The sequence below is a fragment of the Pseudomonas sp. F007 genome (assembly GCF_057814275.1).
Map to the genome: position 1 here is coordinate 28233 of NZ_JBVATA010000014.1, position 17045 is coordinate 45277.

General features: G+C 59.1%; 16 protein-coding genes and 1 pseudogene. 9 read left to right on the forward strand and 8 right to left on the reverse strand.

What is annotated here, in order from left to right:
• Positions 1 to 13: 13 nt before the first annotated feature.
• Together ACZYR5_RS28590 and ACZYR5_RS28595 are read right to left on the reverse strand one after the other, a co-directional pair.
• Positions 14 to 979, reverse strand: a complete 966-nt coding sequence (locus ACZYR5_RS28590; protein ID WP_489092726.1) for a FecR domain-containing protein — start codon at positions 977 to 979, stop codon at positions 14 to 16.
• A complete protein-coding gene (locus tag ACZYR5_RS28595; protein ID WP_489092725.1) occupies positions 976 to 1497 on the reverse strand; it encodes a sigma-70 family RNA polymerase sigma factor in 522 nt (173 codons plus the stop codon). The genes ACZYR5_RS28590 and ACZYR5_RS28595 overlap by 4 nt, the downstream gene beginning before the upstream one ends.
• A 133-nt stretch (positions 1498 to 1630) precedes the next feature.
• Here ACZYR5_RS28595 and ACZYR5_RS28600 point away from each other — a divergent pair, with 133 nt between their 5' ends.
• Positions 1631 to 2053 (forward strand): NUDIX hydrolase, encoded by a 423-nt coding sequence (locus ACZYR5_RS28600; RefSeq protein WP_489092724.1) that lies wholly within the window; start codon positions 1631 to 1633, stop codon positions 2051 to 2053.
• A 180-nt stretch (positions 2054 to 2233) separates the two neighbouring features.
• Positions 2234 to 3457, forward strand: coding sequence for an FAD-dependent oxidoreductase (locus ACZYR5_RS28605; protein WP_489092723.1), 1224 nt, complete (start codon positions 2234 to 2236; stop codon positions 3455 to 3457).
• Between the two features lie 23 nt (positions 3458 to 3480).
• Here the strand turns inward: ACZYR5_RS28605 and ACZYR5_RS28610 are convergent, their stop codons facing one another.
• Both ACZYR5_RS28610 and ACZYR5_RS28615 read right to left on the reverse strand, forming a co-directional pair.
• A complete protein-coding gene (locus ACZYR5_RS28610; protein WP_489092722.1) occupies positions 3481 to 4017 on the reverse strand; it encodes a dihydrofolate reductase family protein in 537 nt (178 codons plus the stop codon).
• Positions 4018 to 4282: 265 nt separating this feature from the next.
• Positions 4283 to 4687, reverse strand: coding sequence for a YMGG-like glycine zipper-containing protein (locus tag ACZYR5_RS28615; protein WP_489092748.1), 405 nt, complete (start codon positions 4685 to 4687; stop codon positions 4283 to 4285).
• Positions 4688 to 5237: 550 nt separating this feature from the next.
• Between ACZYR5_RS28615 and ACZYR5_RS28620 the strand changes: the two genes are divergently transcribed.
• From ACZYR5_RS28620 to ACZYR5_RS28630, 3 genes are all read left to right on the forward strand, one after another.
• Complete coding sequence (locus ACZYR5_RS28620; protein WP_489092721.1) at positions 5238 to 5750, forward strand: hypothetical protein; 513 nt, start codon at positions 5238 to 5240, stop codon at positions 5748 to 5750.
• 545 nt (positions 5751 to 6295) lie between these two features.
• The gene (locus ACZYR5_RS28625; RefSeq protein WP_489092720.1) at positions 6296 to 7609 is read left to right on the forward strand and encodes an NAD(P)/FAD-dependent oxidoreductase; all 1314 of its coding nucleotides are present in this window, start codon (positions 6296 to 6298) and stop codon (positions 7607 to 7609) included.
• Between the two features lie 151 nt (positions 7610 to 7760).
• On the forward strand, positions 7761 to 8375 hold the full coding sequence (locus ACZYR5_RS28630; protein ID WP_489092719.1) for a LysE family translocator: 615 nt from the start codon (positions 7761 to 7763) through the stop codon (positions 8373 to 8375).
• Positions 8376 to 8427: 52 nt separating this feature from the next.
• On the opposite strand, the gene ACZYR5_RS28635 is transcribed toward ACZYR5_RS28630, so the two are convergent.
• Positions 8428 to 8886 carry a winged helix-turn-helix transcriptional regulator gene (locus ACZYR5_RS28635; protein ID WP_489092718.1) on the reverse strand — a complete coding sequence of 153 codons (459 nt, stop codon included), beginning with the start codon at positions 8884 to 8886 and terminating at the stop codon, positions 8428 to 8430.
• A gap of 137 nt (positions 8887 to 9023) precedes the next feature.
• Here ACZYR5_RS28635 and ACZYR5_RS28640 point away from each other — a divergent pair, with 137 nt between their 5' ends.
• From ACZYR5_RS28640 to ACZYR5_RS28650, 3 genes and pseudogenes are all read left to right on the forward strand, one after another.
• Positions 9024 to 10307, forward strand: a complete 1284-nt coding sequence (locus ACZYR5_RS28640) for an MFS transporter (RefSeq protein WP_489092717.1) — start codon at positions 9024 to 9026, stop codon at positions 10305 to 10307.
• Complete coding sequence (locus ACZYR5_RS28645; RefSeq protein WP_489092716.1) at positions 10304 to 11200, forward strand: EamA family transporter; 897 nt, start codon at positions 10304 to 10306, stop codon at positions 11198 to 11200. The genes ACZYR5_RS28640 and ACZYR5_RS28645 overlap by 4 nt, the downstream gene beginning before the upstream one ends.
• 9 nt (positions 11201 to 11209) lie before the next feature.
• Positions 11210 to 11446 (forward strand): annotated as a pseudogene (locus tag ACZYR5_RS28650) (transposase); the annotation flags it as partial.
• A 104-nt stretch (positions 11447 to 11550) separates the two neighbouring features.
• On the opposite strand, the gene ACZYR5_RS28655 reads toward ACZYR5_RS28650, so the two are convergent.
• From ACZYR5_RS28655 to ACZYR5_RS28665, 3 genes are all read right to left on the reverse strand, one after another.
• Entirely contained in the window at positions 11551 to 12885 is a 1335-nt protein-coding gene (locus ACZYR5_RS28655) for an MFS transporter (RefSeq protein ID WP_489092715.1), read from the reverse strand.
• A 52-nt stretch (positions 12886 to 12937) separates the two neighbouring features.
• Complete coding sequence (locus ACZYR5_RS28660) at positions 12938 to 14008, reverse strand: C45 family autoproteolytic acyltransferase/hydrolase (RefSeq protein ID WP_489092714.1); 1071 nt, start codon at positions 14006 to 14008, stop codon at positions 12938 to 12940.
• Positions 14009 to 14173: 165 nt separating this feature from the next.
• On the reverse strand, positions 14174 to 15103 hold the full coding sequence (locus ACZYR5_RS28665) for a LysR family transcriptional regulator (protein ID WP_489092713.1): 930 nt from the start codon (positions 15101 to 15103) through the stop codon (positions 14174 to 14176).
• 215 nt (positions 15104 to 15318) lie between these two features.
• On the opposite strand from ACZYR5_RS28665, the gene ACZYR5_RS28670 reads away from it, so the two are divergent.
• Positions 15319 to 17040 (forward strand): amidohydrolase, encoded by a 1722-nt coding sequence (locus ACZYR5_RS28670; RefSeq protein WP_489092747.1) that lies wholly within the window; start codon positions 15319 to 15321, stop codon positions 17038 to 17040.
• Positions 17041 to 17045: the final 5 nt, after the last annotated feature.

Consider the following 17045-nt stretch of genomic DNA (forward strand, 5'->3'; position numbering starts at 1 on the left):
GAAAAGATTTTGATCAGAGCACAGCGCTACTGGCCGGCGCCGAGACATTCACCCAATAACGGCTGAAGCGCCTGACCTGCAGCGAGAACCCGCTCTCGAGCGCCGACAGCGCCAGATCGGTGTTATCGATGGGAAAGGCGCCAGAGACTTTCAACTGGGCAATCGCCGGATCACAGCGCACAACACCCGGGCGATAGCGCGACAGCTCGGCGAGCAATTCCCCCAGCGGCCGATTGATCGCGATGATGCTGCCCTGCTGCCAGGCCCCGACCGAGGCATCGTTGCGGCGTACGGCACCCACAGCACCTTGACTGAAACCAAGGGACTGCCCGGCTTCCAGGCGCACCGATGAGCCTCCGCCAAAAGCGGTGACCTGCACCGCCTTCTCGAGCACCGCCACGTCACCCCCGGCCGCCTCGGCCCGGACGATAAAACGCGTGCCCAGCGCCAGCACTTCGGCGTGTCGAGTCATGACCTTGAACGGCCGCTGCAACGGATCGACCGCCGTACTCACCAGAATTTCTCCGGACAACAACTGCAGCAACCGTTGCCGACCATCAAAACGCAGGTTCACCGAGGTGTCGGTGTTGAGCAGCAACGAGCTGCCATCCGCCAGGCGAAACTGCCGGCGCTCGCCGACCCTGGTCCGATAATCCGCCAACAGCTGCTGCGACGCGTCGCTGCGCCAGCCCAACCAGCCCAGCGAACCGGCCGACGCCAGCAACAGCACACTGCGCAATACCTGCCGCCGCGAGCGCTCGACACCGCGCAACGCCGGCGCCGCCAGGTTGCCCGGCACACTCGCCAGTTGCTCACCCACCGCCGCCATCCGCTGCCAGGCCTGGCGATGCGCAGGGTCTGCCTGCAGCCAGTCATTCCAACCGGCACGGTCAACGTCGCTGGCGATTCCGGAGTGCAGCCGCGCATACCACTGGGCTGCGGCGCTGATCGCCGCACGTTCGGCCGACGACAGGCTCATGCCAGTTCCAGCTGGATCTGCATCAGGCAGCAATGCTCCATGGCCTTGGCCATGTAGTTGTTGACGCTGCGCACGCTGATATTCAGGCGCTCGGCAATCTGCGGGTAGGTCAGGCCATCGAACTGCGACAGGATAAACGTCTGCCTGACCTTCGCCCCCAAGCCCTGCAGCATGCGGTCGATCTGCAGCAGCGCCTGCAACAGCATCGCCTGCTCTTCCAGGGACGGCTGCTCGAGCTGCGGCACCTCGGCCAAGGCCTCGAGCCAGGCCTGCTCCAGGGAACGACGGCGGAACAGATCCACCAGCAAGCCCTTGGCAACCCTCGACAGGTACGGCCGTGGCTCGCGGATCTCCAGCGCGTTACGCGCCTTGATCACTCGCACAAACGTATCCTGCGCCAGATCCGCCGCATCGCACGAATTGCCCAGACGCTTGCGCAGCCAACCCTTGAGCCAGCCGTGATGGTCGCAATACAGATCATTGACGGCGCTGTGCAGCGCTGAAGGGTTGGCGGACATGGGAATGGAAGGATTCGTGATTGATAATGACTCTTATTGTCATGCGCATCACGGCCTATTTGCAAGCGTCGGATCGCAGCACCCCAGCTACGCGTATCATGCCCCGCCTCCCATTACCGATAAGGAAATCGCCATGCGTGCCGACAAGGCCTGCGCCGTTGTGCTGACCAAGGAATCACCACCGCGGATCCTCCTGTTCCGCCATCCCCAGGCCGGGGTGCAACTGGTCAAAGGCAGCATTGAACCGGGGGAAACCGCGCAGCAAGCCGCGCTGCGAGAACTGTGGGAAGAGTCTGGCCTGCGCGCCGCCGCCATCAAGGACGACCTGGGCTGTTGGCAATCCGGGCACCACGGGCAGCTCTGGTCGTTTCACCTGTGTCAGGTCGACGGACCGTTGCCGGAGCGCTGGGCGCACCAGACCCTCGATGACCACGGCCACCGGTTCGAATTCTTCTGGGCGGCACTCGAGCCTTTGCCGGATGACGATTGCCACCCGGTGTTTTGCAGAGCCTTGGTGTTTTTGCGCGAGGTGCTGCAAGCACGCGGACACGCCTGACCCGCCTTTCGTGTTCACAACAGCCACGATAAATCCAGATACCTGGCATCGCGCTTTACGATGCCTCATAGCGAAGGATGCGATTGGCCCCGCCGCCATCAGGGTCGTTATGGTGATTGGCACTGCGCTGATGCTCGTACCCGCAGCGCATTCATAACAATAACGGCGAGGTAGGCACAGATGATTGAGTCGGTAGATTTGGGCGTCAAAGGCAAGCGCGTGGCGGTGATCGGCGCCGGCCCTGGCGGCATCGCGGCAGGTGTGGCGCTGCATCAGGCGGGTTTCTCGGTGAAGGTGTTCGAGCGTCACCCGCAACTGCGCCCACTGGGTGGCGCGATCATTCTGAACGCCACCGGCATCGTCATCCTGCGCAGCCTCGGGGTGCAGGTCGACGATATTTTTGCCGCCGGCCTGCCGGAGTTTCGCCGCCACGACGGTCGGGTCCGGGTCAACTTTGACATCGACATGGAGCTGCTGAAGCAGGCCGGCGTCACCGGTTGGCAGTCCGGCATGATGCGCAGCGAACTGTATGAGCGGCTTCTGGCGGCGGCCCCGGCCGATATGGTGGTGCCCAATCACAGCTTCAGTCACTACCAGGAACACGCTGGCGGCGTGACCGTGCACTTTACCGAAGGCCAGGCCTATGACGCCGACCTGGTGATCGGCGCTGACGGCGTGCAATCAAGCGTGCGCGAACAGCTGTGGGGCGCCTCGGAACTCAAGCACCTGGGCATCGCCGTGTGGCTCGGCTGGTGCGAACTGGAAGGGCCCGAGCGCAAGAAAATCGTCATCCAGCACAACCACTCCTACCAGATGGGCTATGCGCCGCTGCGCTACCAGGACAAGGATTGCTTCGAATGGTGGTTCGTCGAAAAGTGCGATGAGAACCAGCCCGAACCGCAAGACCCGGCCGCCTACGTGCGCGAACGGATCAAGGGCTTCTCCTACCCGGTACCGCAGATCCTCGACGCCACCGACACCTCGCACAACCTGTTCCGCTGGGTCGTGAAATACCGCGACCCACTCAAGCAATGGTCAAAAGGCCGGGTGACCATCATGGGCGACGCCGCCCACCCCACCTCCCCCTACGCCGCCTACGGCGCGGGCATGGCCATCGAAGACGGCTACTTCCTGGCCAAATACCTGCGCGGACGCGACCTCAGCGATCCCCAGGCACTGGCAGCCGGCTTGCGCCGCTACGACCAGCAACGGGTCGACTACACCAACCAGACCACCGCCTTCGCACGCTTTCTCGGACGGCTGTACCACGGCGTGCCGGCGCCCTTGAATCGACTGCGGGATTTCTTCCTCGATCACTCCCGCCTGCCGGAAAAGATGATCAGCAAGGGCGTGACCAAAGAGGCGCAGGCGCTGTTGCGCGCGGTGCTGAATCCGGCGGACTGAGCACTGCCCCGTACGCCTGCGGCTCAGGGTGCAATCCGGTAAGTCGACTGCACCAGGCCCGACGGGAAACTGCGGCTGGAGACCAGTTGCAAATCAACGTCCTGGGCCAGGCTGCCGAACAACGGTCTGCCTGAAGCGATCAGCACCGGCATGGTGCTGATCACCAGGTCGTCGACCAAACCCTCACGCAGAAAAGACTGCACCACCTGCCCACCATCGACATAAACCCGCTCCATACCCTGACTCGCCAACTCCGCCATCAAGGCCTTCGGAGCAAGCCTGGAAAAACGCACCTTGCCTTGCAGCGCCTCGGGCACAGGCGAGTCGGCCAATTGCTCGGACAGAACCACCACCGGTAACTCGTAGAACCAGGTGTCGAAGGTGGCGACTTTCTCGTAGGTCCCACGGCCCATGACGATCACGTCCTTGTCGGCGATGAAGGTTGTGTAGCCGTGGTCTTCGCTTGGGTCGTCGCGCTGCAGGAGCCAGTCGATGTCGCCGTCCGGGCGGGCGATGTAGCCGTCAAGGCTGGTGGCGATGAAGACGTGGGCGGTGGGCATTTGGGGGAGCCTTTGCTGGTGGCGAAGGGGTGAGTATATGAGGTTCGGATGGCTGGAGATCGGTACTGGCGATAGTTGCATATTCTAAGTAGGCCGTTGTGGTGCGGGTGCGGATTCAACTCGAACCACCCCTGCCAAGTTCGGCCGACTGAGCTTCGAAATGACGGACACCTTGCACACCAAATCCCGAGGATCGCATTGCACTGTCAGGGGCTTCCCGCCGGTTTCTTCATTTTCTTCAGAGACCAGGACAAAACCATCATGCTCAATGGTTATGTTTGTTCTTGTGCTTGTGGTCGGAATGATGGTGGTCATCGTTAGCCAGGTTATTGCCAACTGCACTGCCTGCCGCCCCTCCTAGCCCTGCACCGATCAAGCCTCCAGAGGAGCCGCCAACGCTATTACCAATCGCTTGACCACCGGCTGCGCCCAGGCCACCGCCAATCGCGGACTCCGTTTTCTTGCCATCTTTGGCGGTCAAAGCCCCCCCGGCTGCCCCGCCGAGGCCAGCACCGATAACGGCACCGCTACTGCCTCCTACGGCCTTTCCGACCACGCTGCCAAGGGCTCCCCCCATACCGCCACCAATTGCGGTGTTCGCAGTTTCGCCGGCAACGGCGTAATGAGAAATAACTACGCTTAATACAAATAAAGATAATGATTTGCGCATCTGAACAACCTCGACCATCTAAAAAGAGCCACGAAGTTTGTGATTCAAAGTCAGACAGGTCAATGCGTATCGGGCCGTGCATTAATCTGGGTCAATTAAGGATGCATTACGATGACCACTTATCGCTCATTTGCTTTGTTGAACGACGCGTAAACGGACTGATCAGGGATTGGCGAGTCGGTCACAGTTCTAAGAGCCAAGTTTCTTGCGAGGCTGCTAAGTTTGCCCACACGGCGTTAATAAACATCATACCTGGCACGCCTCGCCTGGAACCCGCTATCACGCCAACGATCGACTGAGCTGGAGTTTCGGGGTCGGCTATGACAGCTCGGCGGGGGATGAGGTCTTGCCGGTTTTTTTCACTCGAAAGTAGCGCTCACCACAGTGCCTACTACGCTGTGGTAAGCCATAGCCGGACGCGTTGGGTATCTACCCTACACGCCAATGCCCTTGGTGATACGGGCCACATAAATTTCTCGCGATAGCAATAATTAGTTCGACGGCAATCAGGGCGGTAAGCTGCGCGGACGCTAATCAGAAGGACAAAAACATGAGCACGCTGGTACACAAGATCAAGCATGAATTCATGAAAGTCTTGCCACCGACCCTATTCTTTTTCGTCATTCTGCATATCGTTGCCCTTATCCGCGGGCTCATGATCAAGGGGTCCGGAGTCGATCTTCCCGTCTCGGCCTCGGTGCTGATCGCATCCATGATCCTCGGCAAGTCGGTATTGGTTGCGGATATGCTGCCCTTTATCAATCGCTTTCCGCAGAAACCTATCATCTGGAATGTCACGTGGAAGACGCTGATGTATGCGCTGGTCGCACTTGTTGTGCATTACCTGGAGCGTATTTACGAGTACTGGAAGGAGGCCCCCAGTCTCATTGATGCTAATTCACTGCTGTGGGCCTCAATGAACTGGCCGCGCTTCTGGGCGATTCAGATTTTGCTCGTTACCCTGATCTTCATGTATTGCGTGATCGCAGAGTTGGCACGTGTGATTGGCCATGATCGCCTAAAGGTGATGTTCGTGGGCCCGCTTCCACCGATGCAACGTTGAAATTTCAAACATTACTGCTCAACGACTTGGGGCTCACCGGCAGATCTGATGAGATGCTGTTGGTGTTGCTCGTCAGCCTCAAGTCGATTTCAGTCTGTCGCGGAAGGCAGAAGTCGGCTAAACACATTCATCGAACGACTGCGCGACGTCTTGGAGAAGTCGGCACGATTGTTTAGTCCAGCAATACCCCAAGGTTCACAAATGCCGATTTAACCCACATTCGCGCAGTGGGAGTATCCGCAACCATGATTCCGCACCAGCGCTTGATCCGTCGCCCGCTGCAGCCTTCCTTCCCGAAGGTGCGCGCCCGTCCCTGCGTAAATCCCCTGTTCCCCATCATTCTGGCCTTCTGGGCGCTATGGCATTGCAGTCATGCGCGTCCACCGGACGGGGCACTCGCCTCGATCTGAAGCCGTTGGCCGATTCTCGGCCTACTTCAATCCGCTGACGAACTGTCCGCCGCTACCGGCAGGCGGCTGATCCCTGGCCCAGCCGTGCAGGTCTGTCTGCATGCCTGACCCGCATTCATCAAAGGAATCGATTACATGACTGTCGCCCTGCACAATGCCATCGGCACCGCCCAACGCAGCGCCTCCTATTACACCGCCAGTCTCAACGACCCCATCCAGTACCCGACCTTACAAGGCCAGGTCAGCGTCGACGTGGTGATTATCGGTGGCGGTTTCACCGGTGTTGCCAGCGCCATCGAGCTGGCCGAACGCGGGCTCAAGGTGGCGATTGTCGAAACCAACCGTATTGGCTGGGGTGCCAGCGGACGCAATGGTGGCCAGGTCACCGGCAGCCTTTCGGGCGACGAGGCCATGCGCCAACAGATGCGCAGCCGTCTGGGCGCTGAGGTCGACGATTTCATCTGGCACCTGCGCTGGCGCGGCCATGAAATCATCGAGCAGCGGGTGAAAAAGTACGGGATTGACTGCGACCTCAAGCGCGGTCATCTGCATACCGCGATGAAAGCCTCGCACATGAACGAACTGCGCGCTTTTCACGATGAAGCACAACGACGGGGAATGGGCGATCAGGTCACCCTCCTCGATCAGGCCGGCGTGCGCCAGCATCTGGACAGCGAGCTGTATCAGGGCGCGCTGAAAAACATGCGCAACCTGCACCTGCATCCGCTCAATCTCTGCCTGGGTGAGGCTCGCGCCGCCCACAGCCTGGGCGCATTGATCTATGAGAACTCCGAGGTCCTGGAGATCGTCCATGGCGACCGACCTGCCGTTGTCACGGCCCAGGGCCGGATCGACGCGCGCCAGGTTCTGCTGGCCGGCGACGTCTACCACAAGCTCGAGCGCAAACAGCTCAAGGGCAAGATCTTCCCGGCTATGGGCGGGATTGTCACCACCGCGCCTCTGGGCGAATTGGCCCGCACGATCAACCCGCACGACCTGGCCGTTTACGATTGTCGGTTTGTCCTCGATTACTACCGCCTGACCGGTGATGGTCGCTTGCTGTTTGGCGGCGGTGCCAACTACTCCGGACGCGACTCGCGCGATATCGCCGCTGAACTGCGCCCATGCATAGAACGCACATTCCCGGCGCTGAAGGGCGTGGACATCGAGTTCCAATGGAGTTGCGCGATGGGCATTGTGATGAATCGCATTCCGCAGCTGGGCAAGGTGTCGGACAACGTCTGGTATTGCCAGGGCTATTCCGGGCATGGCGTCGCGACCAGCCATATCATGGGCGAGATCATGGCTGAGGCGTTGACCGGCACCCTGGCGAAATTCGACACCTTTGCCGGCTGCAAGCACATCAAGGTGCCGCTGGGCGATGTGTTCGGCAATCCGATGCTGGCGGTGGGGATGTGGTACTACCAGATGCTGGAAAAGCTGCGCTGATAGCGATCCCTGAGCGCTTCATCGCCGGGCAAGGCCTACTCCGCATAAAGCGTCACTGTATCGGAGTTTATTGCGGGATCTGTGTCTGACTGTCGGCCCCGTCGCTCGCTAGCATGGTCGCTATTAGCGATCAGCACCAAAAGGACTCGACATGTTCGACAGTGCGGCGATGCTCACGGTTTTCTGGGTTTATCTGGCAGGCGTAGTGATTCCGGGACCGAACTTCGTCGCCGTGGTCCACAAGGCCGTCGCCGCGACACGCACCGAGGCGCTGGCCCTGGTGGCCGGTATCGTGACCGTCAATCTGCTCTGGTCTGCCTGCGCCATCACGGGCCTGGGCCTGGTGTTTGCAGCCTTCCCGTGGGCGGCGCTGGTGGTGAAGATCATGGGCGCGGCGTACCTGATGTGGTTTGGCCTACGCCTGATCGTTAACGCCGGCAAGCATCCCGCCATGCGCCCCGGCGAAGGTCCGGCGGACAGCGTCCGGAAATCGTTCTTCCAGGGCATCGTCACCAACATCGGCAATCCCAAATCCGTGGCCTTCTACGCCGCAGTCTTTTCCGCAGCCGCCCCCGCCCACCCGTCCGTCAGCACCTTCGTTTCGATGCTGGCGGTTGTGGTGGTGGTTTCGCTGACCTGGTATGGACTGGTTGCGCTGGCGTTGTCGCAGCCGAGGATTTCCTCGGCGTATCAGAAGGCTCGGAAAGGGATCGATCGCCTGTGCGGTGGGTTGATTTTAGGCTTGGGAGTGCGGCAGTTGAGTTGAGCGTTGAAATGATTGCGGGACGTGGGGGGGGTGAGGCAAGTCTGCTGTCGATTCACGACTCGCCGCCAACTAGTCTCACTCTGTGGCAGTCAGACGGTCCCAGTTTTTGACCGTTTGATGAGCGAACATCAATCGGCATCAGAGGCTGGCCGGACTCGTTGTCCATCAGCACGGAACGCGTCTCCTGCGGCTGGAACAGGAAGCGTTCGCCCCACTGCCTGAGACTTACCACAATGGGAAAGATCTCCCTCCCTTTTTCCGTAAGGACGTACTCCTTGTAGGCACTGCCATCTGACGCCGGTCGAATGTCGAAAACGCCGACCTCAACCAGCGTCTTCAGTCGCGATGCCAGAATATTTTTGGCCACGCCCAAGCTTTTCTGGAATTCGCTGAACCGGCGAATGTCGTCAAAAGCGTCGCGGATGATCATAAGCGACCAACGATCTCCGATGACCTCCAGCGTCCTTGCTACGGGGCATTCGCTGCTGTTTGGTGAAGCATATTCTTCCATCTTTTTGACCTTGTGCAGTGTGGAGTTGCCAAGTCTGTCCACCAGCCTGACACAATGTGGTTGCAATTTAAAACCTGATGCGACAACAATGGAATCTAGTTTTAAATTGAAACCTGATTAACGCCATGGAGGTGAACATGACAGCAGATGCGGACTCAGCCATCAAGCGGTTCTCCAGACAGCCTTCGCAATTGCTGCATTCGGATACCGTAGAGAGCAGCAGCTCCGACCGCTCTCCAGGGCTTTCCCCGGCGCTGACGTTATTGTTATCTATCACCTGCGCACTGACCGTAGCCAACATTTACTTCGCGCAACCGTTACTCGACTCAATGGCACTCAGCCTGGGTGTGGCCTCATCAATGATCGGCGTTGTGGTGACGGCCACTCAGGTTGGTTACGCGTTGGGGTTGCTGTTCATCGTCCCACTGGGCGATTTGATAAACCGCAAGCGTTTGATTCTGACGCAGGTACTGCTGTCGGCGGCGGCGCTCGCGGCGGTCGGTGCAGCACAGCAATGGCTGACCCTGTTGGGTGCCATGATCATGATGGGCTTGTTGGCAGTGGTCGTTCAGGTATTGGTGGCGTACGCGGCCGTGCTGGCAACACCCTCACAACGCGGGCAAGCAGTCGGGACAATAACCAGTGGAATTGTCCTGGGGATTCTTCTGGCACGGTTTACCTCTGGCCTGATCGCGGATATCGCGGGCTGGCGCGCCGTATACTTCGTGTCCTCGGGATTGATGCTGACCATCGCGACGGTGCTGTGGAAAGTGGTTCCTGTCGCGGTGGCGCCAAGGCACAAAGACTCCTACCTGGCGCTCATCGGTTCACTCTTCAAACTATTCATCACCGAACGCACCTTACGCACCAGGGGCCTTCTGGCCTTACTGATCTTTGCCGCTTTTTCCGTGCTGTGGACATCGATAGTGCTGCCGTTGAGCGCCCCGCCGCTATCGCTTTCACACACTGTAATTGGCATGTTTGGCCTGGCCGGCGTCGCCGGTGCCCTTGCTGCCAGAAAAGCCGGTCGCTGGGCCGATCAAGGTCTGGGGCAACGCGTTACCGGCATTTCGCTGGGGCTCCTGACGCTTTCCTGGTTGCCCATCGCTTTTGCCGAAATGTCACTGATAGCTCTGGTTTGCGGCGTAGTACTGCTCGACTTTGCGGTGCAAGCCGTACACGTCACCAACCAGAGCATCATTTTCGCCGCACGACCCGATGCCCAAAGTCGCATGGTTGGCGCATACATGTGCTTCTACTCGGTCGGTAGCGCGCTGGGCGCCGCCGCCGCGACCCAGGTTTACGCGTTATGGGGCTGGATTGCAGTAAGCGTACTGGGCGCCTTGATTAGCGCGATCGCCTTGGTTTTTTGGTTTCTCACGTTTCATTTTTCAACGACCCATCAAGGACGATCAGTATGAAAGCCAGGCACCTACTACTCGCCATCTCGATTACTGCCATATGGGGCGTGAATTTCTCGGTCATCAAACTGGGCCTCACCACTGTTGACCCATTCATTCTTGCCGGCATCCGGTTCACGCTATGCGCGCTCCCGGCGATCTTTTTCATTCCGAAACCTGATGTGCAGTGGCGCTACATCATTGGTTACGGCCTGGTCTTCGGTATCGGACTTTGGGGCGTCGTTAACCTTGGCATCAAATCTGGTCTTTCGGCAGGTATCGCTTCGCTGGTGCTTCAGTTCAGCGCGTTTTTCACCATTCTGCTGGGTTCATGGATATTCAAGGAAGGGATTTCCCGCTTTCAATACGCGGGCATGGGCCTCGCTCTGTGTGGTTTGTTAAGCATCATCTCCATCGTTGACGGAACAGTCACGACGGCCGGGCTGATCCTGGTACTGCTGGGAGCGGTCGCCTGGAGTGCGGCTAACGTGATCAACAAAAAAGCCAGGACCACCCAGGTTTTCGCTTTCCTGGTGTGGTCGAGCGCGTTTTCGCCCATCCCTCTTTTCGCGCTCGATTACGCTGTGAATGGTTCGACGGGTTACAGCGCATTGGTAAGTCAACTCGACTACCGCGCCGTCCTGTCGATCCTGTTCCAGGTATACCCGAATACACTGTTAGGCTACTGGGTCTGGAATTCACTTCTGAAACGATATCCAGTGTCTACCGTCGCGCCATTGTCGTTATTGGTGCCGGTATTCGGACTGCTTGGTTCAGTCATGATTTTCAATGAGACCCTGTCACTTAACAAAGTCGCTGCAGTGGTTCTCATTGTGTCGGGTCTTGGCGTCGGCTTATACGGACAGCGCGTCCTCAGTGCGGTGCTCAAGGGTTCTGACCGGTGCCCATCGTGATGTGACAGCATGATGGAACAGTTATCGAGTGGGCAGAATCGGCTGTTTTACTCGTTCAACCTCGAAGATCACATCCACACCAACCACCTTCTGCGCAGCATTGATCGCTGTCTCGATCCGAGCGATTTGCCCCATCACCTCGCCGACTTCTACAGCCCGATTGGGCGCCCGTCGATTGATCCTGAATTGAGGATCCGCATGTCGATCGTGGGCTATTGCTACGCCGAAACGCTACCAAAGCGCTTATCGCTGACTGATCAAGCTGAACGTAATCAGCAGCGCGAAAATTACACCCTGTTGCAAGGCTGCTTTCTTCGCACTGCTGTTCTTTTACTTCAATCGTGTCGCAATCAGCGGTAAGCCGGTGTCACGCCCCTCATCGATTCTGAAGGCTCTTCATCAATTTGCGCCATGCTCAGGCGCGAAGTCTCACGGAGCAGCATCGAACATATCGCAACCAAAGCCAGCGCTGCGGCCCCGTACAACGCCACACCCATTGGATTATGGTCAGTGAAGATGAGAATTGCGGTGGCAACGCTTGAGGCTGTACCGCCGCCCAACGCTGCGCCGATTTGGTAGCTGGCGGAGATTCCCGAGTAACGCATGCTGCGTGGGAATTGCTCGCCCAGAAAGGCTGGAATCGGACCTTGGGTTGCCCCCATCAACAAGCCGACCAAAATGTAGGCGAACATGGCAATGGCGTAGCTTTTCATGCCGACCATCGCAAAAAAACCGAACATCCCCATTGCCATGACCACGGCCCCGAACACCATCACCCTGCGCCGCCCCAACAGATCCGACAGATAGCCGAAAAGCGGAGCGGAGAACACGATGGCGACCGACAATGCGATGTCGAACATCAGTGCCTGGGTGCTGCTATACCCGACTTGAGTGGCGTAAGTGAGGAAAAACGTGCTGCCAATATAGGCGATGGTGCAGTAACCGAAGGCGATCCCGGTACACAGCAGCAACTGTCGAGGCCGCTGGCGCAAGGCTTCGGCCAGCGGAGCCCGAACCGGCTTCGCCACAGGCGCGGCGACAGGTACCGAAGTCTTCAGGCGAGCGTAGAGGCCGAACAGCACCAGAGCGCCACCCAGCCAGAACGGAATGCGCCAGGCGAAGTCCACCAGGTTGTCGTCATAGGCGGCACTGACAATAGCGAACACCGCAGAGCCGAGGATGCCACCGACACCGATGCCCATGCTGGTGAAACTGCCCCACAATCCTCGTCGGCCCGGCGGTGCGGACTCGATGCCGAACAGTGCGGCCCCGCCCCATTCGCCGCCGGCGGCGAACCCCTGGACCAGGCGCAGCAGCAACAACAATATCGGCCCCATAGCGCCGATACTGGCATGGCTTGGCAAGCAACCAATGAGAAAGGTGCTCAGGCCCATCAGCAACAAGGTTGTGACGAGCACTTTTTGACGACCGATGCGATCGCCGAAGTGTCCGAATACCATGCCGCCCAGGGGACGAGCGAAGAAGCCGGCACCGAAGGCGGCAAAGGCCACCAGGGTTGCGGTCAGGTGATCCATTTCAGGAAAGAACACCTGCGGGAAAACCAGCGCTGCCGCCGTGCCGTAGATAATGAAGTCGTAAAACTCCAGCGCGGTGCCGAGACCGGAGACACAGAAGGTCCGGAATGCGGAACGCGAAGGCGCAGCTTGAGAATGATTCGAGTGCATTGTTTTTATTCTCGTCATCGAGTGCCGCACAGAAGTACGGTACCGGGTTGGCTCAGAAGCGTTCGAAGCCTGCATTGGCCAGTTGCAGCGGTGTACCCGCGACGTATTCAAGCATGCAGTGCTCGGTGTCTATCCCCACGCTCAGCAGCGTTTCCCAGCGCTCGGTGTCGGGCATGGCCATGTCGGGGTAGAAGCAGATCGGCGCATTGTCGCCCTGGACGCCACACATGGCCCGCGCCCGGGTGCGCAGATCAGCACTGTGCATCTGGGCGCTGACCTGCTCCAGATGACCCAGGCGGCATTCAGTGTCGGCGCGGTCAGCGACTTGTTCACCCTGGCTCAATAGCGGGTCAAGGAAGTGATTGGTATGCAGCAACCAGCCGTCCTCGCGCGGCAACACCAGTGCCGTGCGCTCAGGGCTCAGTTCAATACTGACTGCGCGTGGGCTGCTGTCTTCGCGAGAAAACACGGTCAGTACGGTGGAGGCGCTGACGCGGGCCGAACGCGCGATTTCGACGGCCTCCTCGACGCTGCGGGCTTCCTCCAGCAAGCGGCGGGCAATAGCATGTACGGGCACGCCGCCGCTGGCGTTGTCGCTGCGGTGGTGCAAGATGTTGAAGTGCAGACCAAGGCCCGCGCTATTCACCCCCAGTTTGGCCAGCATGCCGAACTCGCTGAATAGCTTGACGTTCATGCCGCGCTCGGTGTGGAACGCGAGCATGAGGCCCTGCGGGCAAAGGCTGTCGTGCCAGTCCCAGGTTTGCAGCGTTTGCGGTGCCCTTGGGCCAGATGGCGCATGCACGGTGGTCGAGCATTCGTTGTGCCGAGTGCGCGCAGCCAGCACTTCGGTACGCGCATTCAAAGCCGCCAATTGCCATAACGGTATGTCGGCGCCTTCTGCCATGGCCCCGATCTCAGCCGCCAGGTCAGGGCTCCAGGCTTGCAGGGCGCTCATGCTGTTATCGCCGATGCGCTGGGCTTCACGAAGGGACACGCCAACTCGAGGGAAGAAATTCAGGTAGAGATCGGTTGTTTCACGTATTTGTTCGGCGAACCGCTCACCGATCTGAAAGCCACGGGCGCCGGGCTCTCGGTGCTCGGTGACTAAGGTATGGATCTTCACTGCGGGCAACTCCTAGTGCATCAGACTCAGGGCAACGCTGCTGTTAGGGAAGATGCCGGGCGCTCTGCGCGACCGGCATTTTCAGGCAACGTGGCTAGCCTATCGAGGCACCTGCCGACGATCATCGTCAGAGTACGCACAACTTTTGTGCCCATCCGGAAACAATCAACCCTGAGCAACCGCTTCCAGCCCCTGTTCCTGAAGCTGATCGTGGAGCAACGCGATAAAAGCCTGAACCTTTCGCGTGTTGCGCCGGTGGGGCAGATACAGCACATGTATCCACGGGCCGAATGCACTTAATGACCGCCAGTAACCCGGCATCACCTCCACCAGTTGGCCATTAGCCAGGTAGGGTGCAGCGCACCAGGTGGGGACGAATTGCAGACCCTGGCCGCCAAGCAGACAGGCCAGCAGAAAGTCGAAGTTGTCGCTCACCAGGCGGGGGGGCGGCTGCCGAACGCGCAGTGACTGGCCATTCTGCTCGATCCACCAGAAGCTGCGGTTGAGCAGCGGATGCCGCAGCTGCAGCCAGTCATGTTGAGCGTAATTTTCCAGGGTGATCGAGGCACCGCGCCTTGCCAGGTAGTCAGGACTGCTGCAGAGAATGACGCGGTTCTCAATCACTGGCTGGGCGATCAGTTCCGGCTGGTCCGTGGGGCCGTCGCGCAACGACAGGTCGTATCCCCCGTCCATCAAATCCTCATTGGCGTCGTTGAGGTTGACTTCCAGTCGAACCTGCGGATGCTCTCGCATGAAACGGATGCAGACCTGATTGAGAAATGCCGGGCCAAACGAGGGCGGCGCAGTGATGCGCAATGTGCCGCGCAATTCATACTGCAACTGCTCGACTTCCTCGGTCACCATTTGCAGATGCATCAGCGCCTGGCGAGCGCCCTCCAGATATACCGCGCCGGCTTCTGTCAGCGCCATGCGCCGAGTGGTGCGCTCGAACAGGCGTACGCCAAGTTCGTTTTCCAGATGCGCGATGGCCTTGGTGATTGCGGAAGGGGTTTTCCCCAAATGTTCCGCAGCACGGCTAAAGCTGCCGTGTTCGGCGGCGGCCACAAAAATGGTCAAAGCGGTCATCTTGTCCATTGTTTTCCTTCTTCGCATAAGCGATGCAGTCCGCGAGGGCGGCGAGTATCCGTAGGATTGTTGGGCGAGTGCAAATATTCCAGCGGGTTCAGCCGTGCATCTGGCGAATCAGTGATTGTTTCCAAAGAGCGAAATAAGTTGTGCTTGCTTGCGCATTTAACTGCTCATTTGCCTTGGCTAGGCTGCGGACAATCACAACAAGAAAGAGGCATCGAATGAAGCAGCTCTTGAAAATGGCGATCAGCGCGAGCCTTGCGTGCAGTAGCGTACAAAGCTTTGCGGCGGTCGATCTGATCCTGCACAACGCCAGGGTCTACACCGCCGAGCCGGGCCAACCTCTGCAGCAGGCAGTGGCCGTAGAGGGCGAAAAAATCGTCGCGGTGGGTTCCGATCAGGCGATTCTGCAATTGAAGGTCGACGGCACCCGGGTGATCGATCTGGGCGCAAAGGTACTCATGCCCGGCATGCTCGATTCCCATTCCCATTCCATCAAGGGTGGCCTGCAGTTGGAACTGGCCAACCTGATGGGCGAGCAAATTCCCCTGGACGAACTTGAACAGCGGCTGCGCCAGTGGCGCAAGGACGGCAAGGCTGTGCGGGGTGAATTTTTGTCCGTCGGTGGACTGCCGGGTACCTATTGGGACGATATCGCGGCTCTTGAAGCGCGCTTCAACCAGGGTGAGTGGGCTGACCTACCCATCCTTTTTGCAGCCAATGACATGCATACCGGCTGGGCCAACAGGGCTCTGCTCAAGCGCGCAAAGATCGATGCCAAATCGATCGCTGCATTGCCGGTCGAGGCCCGAAGCACTATCGGACAGCACAAGGACGGCAGTCCCAACGGTTTCCTGGCTGATGCCAGTTACTACCCGGTTACCGACATGTTGCCGGCGCTTTCCCACGAAACCCTGATGACGGCGGGTCGGATGGCGTTGGACTACTCCAGGCAGCTCGGAATTACCGGTTGGATGGATCCGTTGGCCAATGAATTACCAGGTGCCGACGTCAATAATGACTCGGTGGGCGTCCTGCCGATCTACAAAGAGCTTTCAGAGCGAGGCGAACTGACAGCTCATGTCGCCGGTCTGCTGATGGCAGACTCCAAGGCTCGCCCTGCTGATCTGGACGAGTTGGACAAGGTTCGCCAGCAGTTCCTGGGGGTACATAACCTGACGTTGCCAGGTATCAAGGTTTTCGCCGACGGTGTCGCAGAAATTCCGGCGCAAAGCGCTGCGATGCTGGAACCCTACAAAAACTCCGGCCAGCGCGGTGAACTGTTGTTGGACCCGGCCCACTTCGGTGAACTGGTCAGCGCCGCCGATGCACGTGGCTGGCTGGTGCATGTTCATGCTATTGGCGACCGCGCTGTACGCGAGGCATTGAACGGCGTCGAGCAAGCCCGCCAAGACCGCGACAGTGGTATTCCACACTCCATCACTCACCTGGAAATGGTCAGTCCACATGACTATCCGCGCTTCAAAAAACTCGATGTGATCGCCTCGATGCAGTTGTACTGGGCCAGTGCTGACGAGTCCAATATCGACCTGGTCAAACCCTATGTCGACCAACACGCATTCGAACATAGCTACCCAGCGCATTCTCTCTACAAGGCCGGGGCAACGATTGCAGGGGCCAGTGACTGGCCGATCACTACGCCGCAACCGTGGAAGGCGATCTACCAGGCAGTAACCCGCAAGGGGCCAAAAGGCGTGCTGAACGCTGACGAGGCCATCGACCGCGAGACCATGTTTCAGGCTTACACACTCAATGCCGCTCGGGCCATGCGCCTGGAAAATGAAGTGGGCTCTCTGAAGGTTGGCAAGCAAGCCGATATGATCGTTCTTGACCGTGATGTATTCAGTGTCAACCCCGAGGCACTGCGTGATACCCAGGTGCTGCAGACCTGGTTTGCCGGCAAACAGATCTACTCGCGCTGATCAAG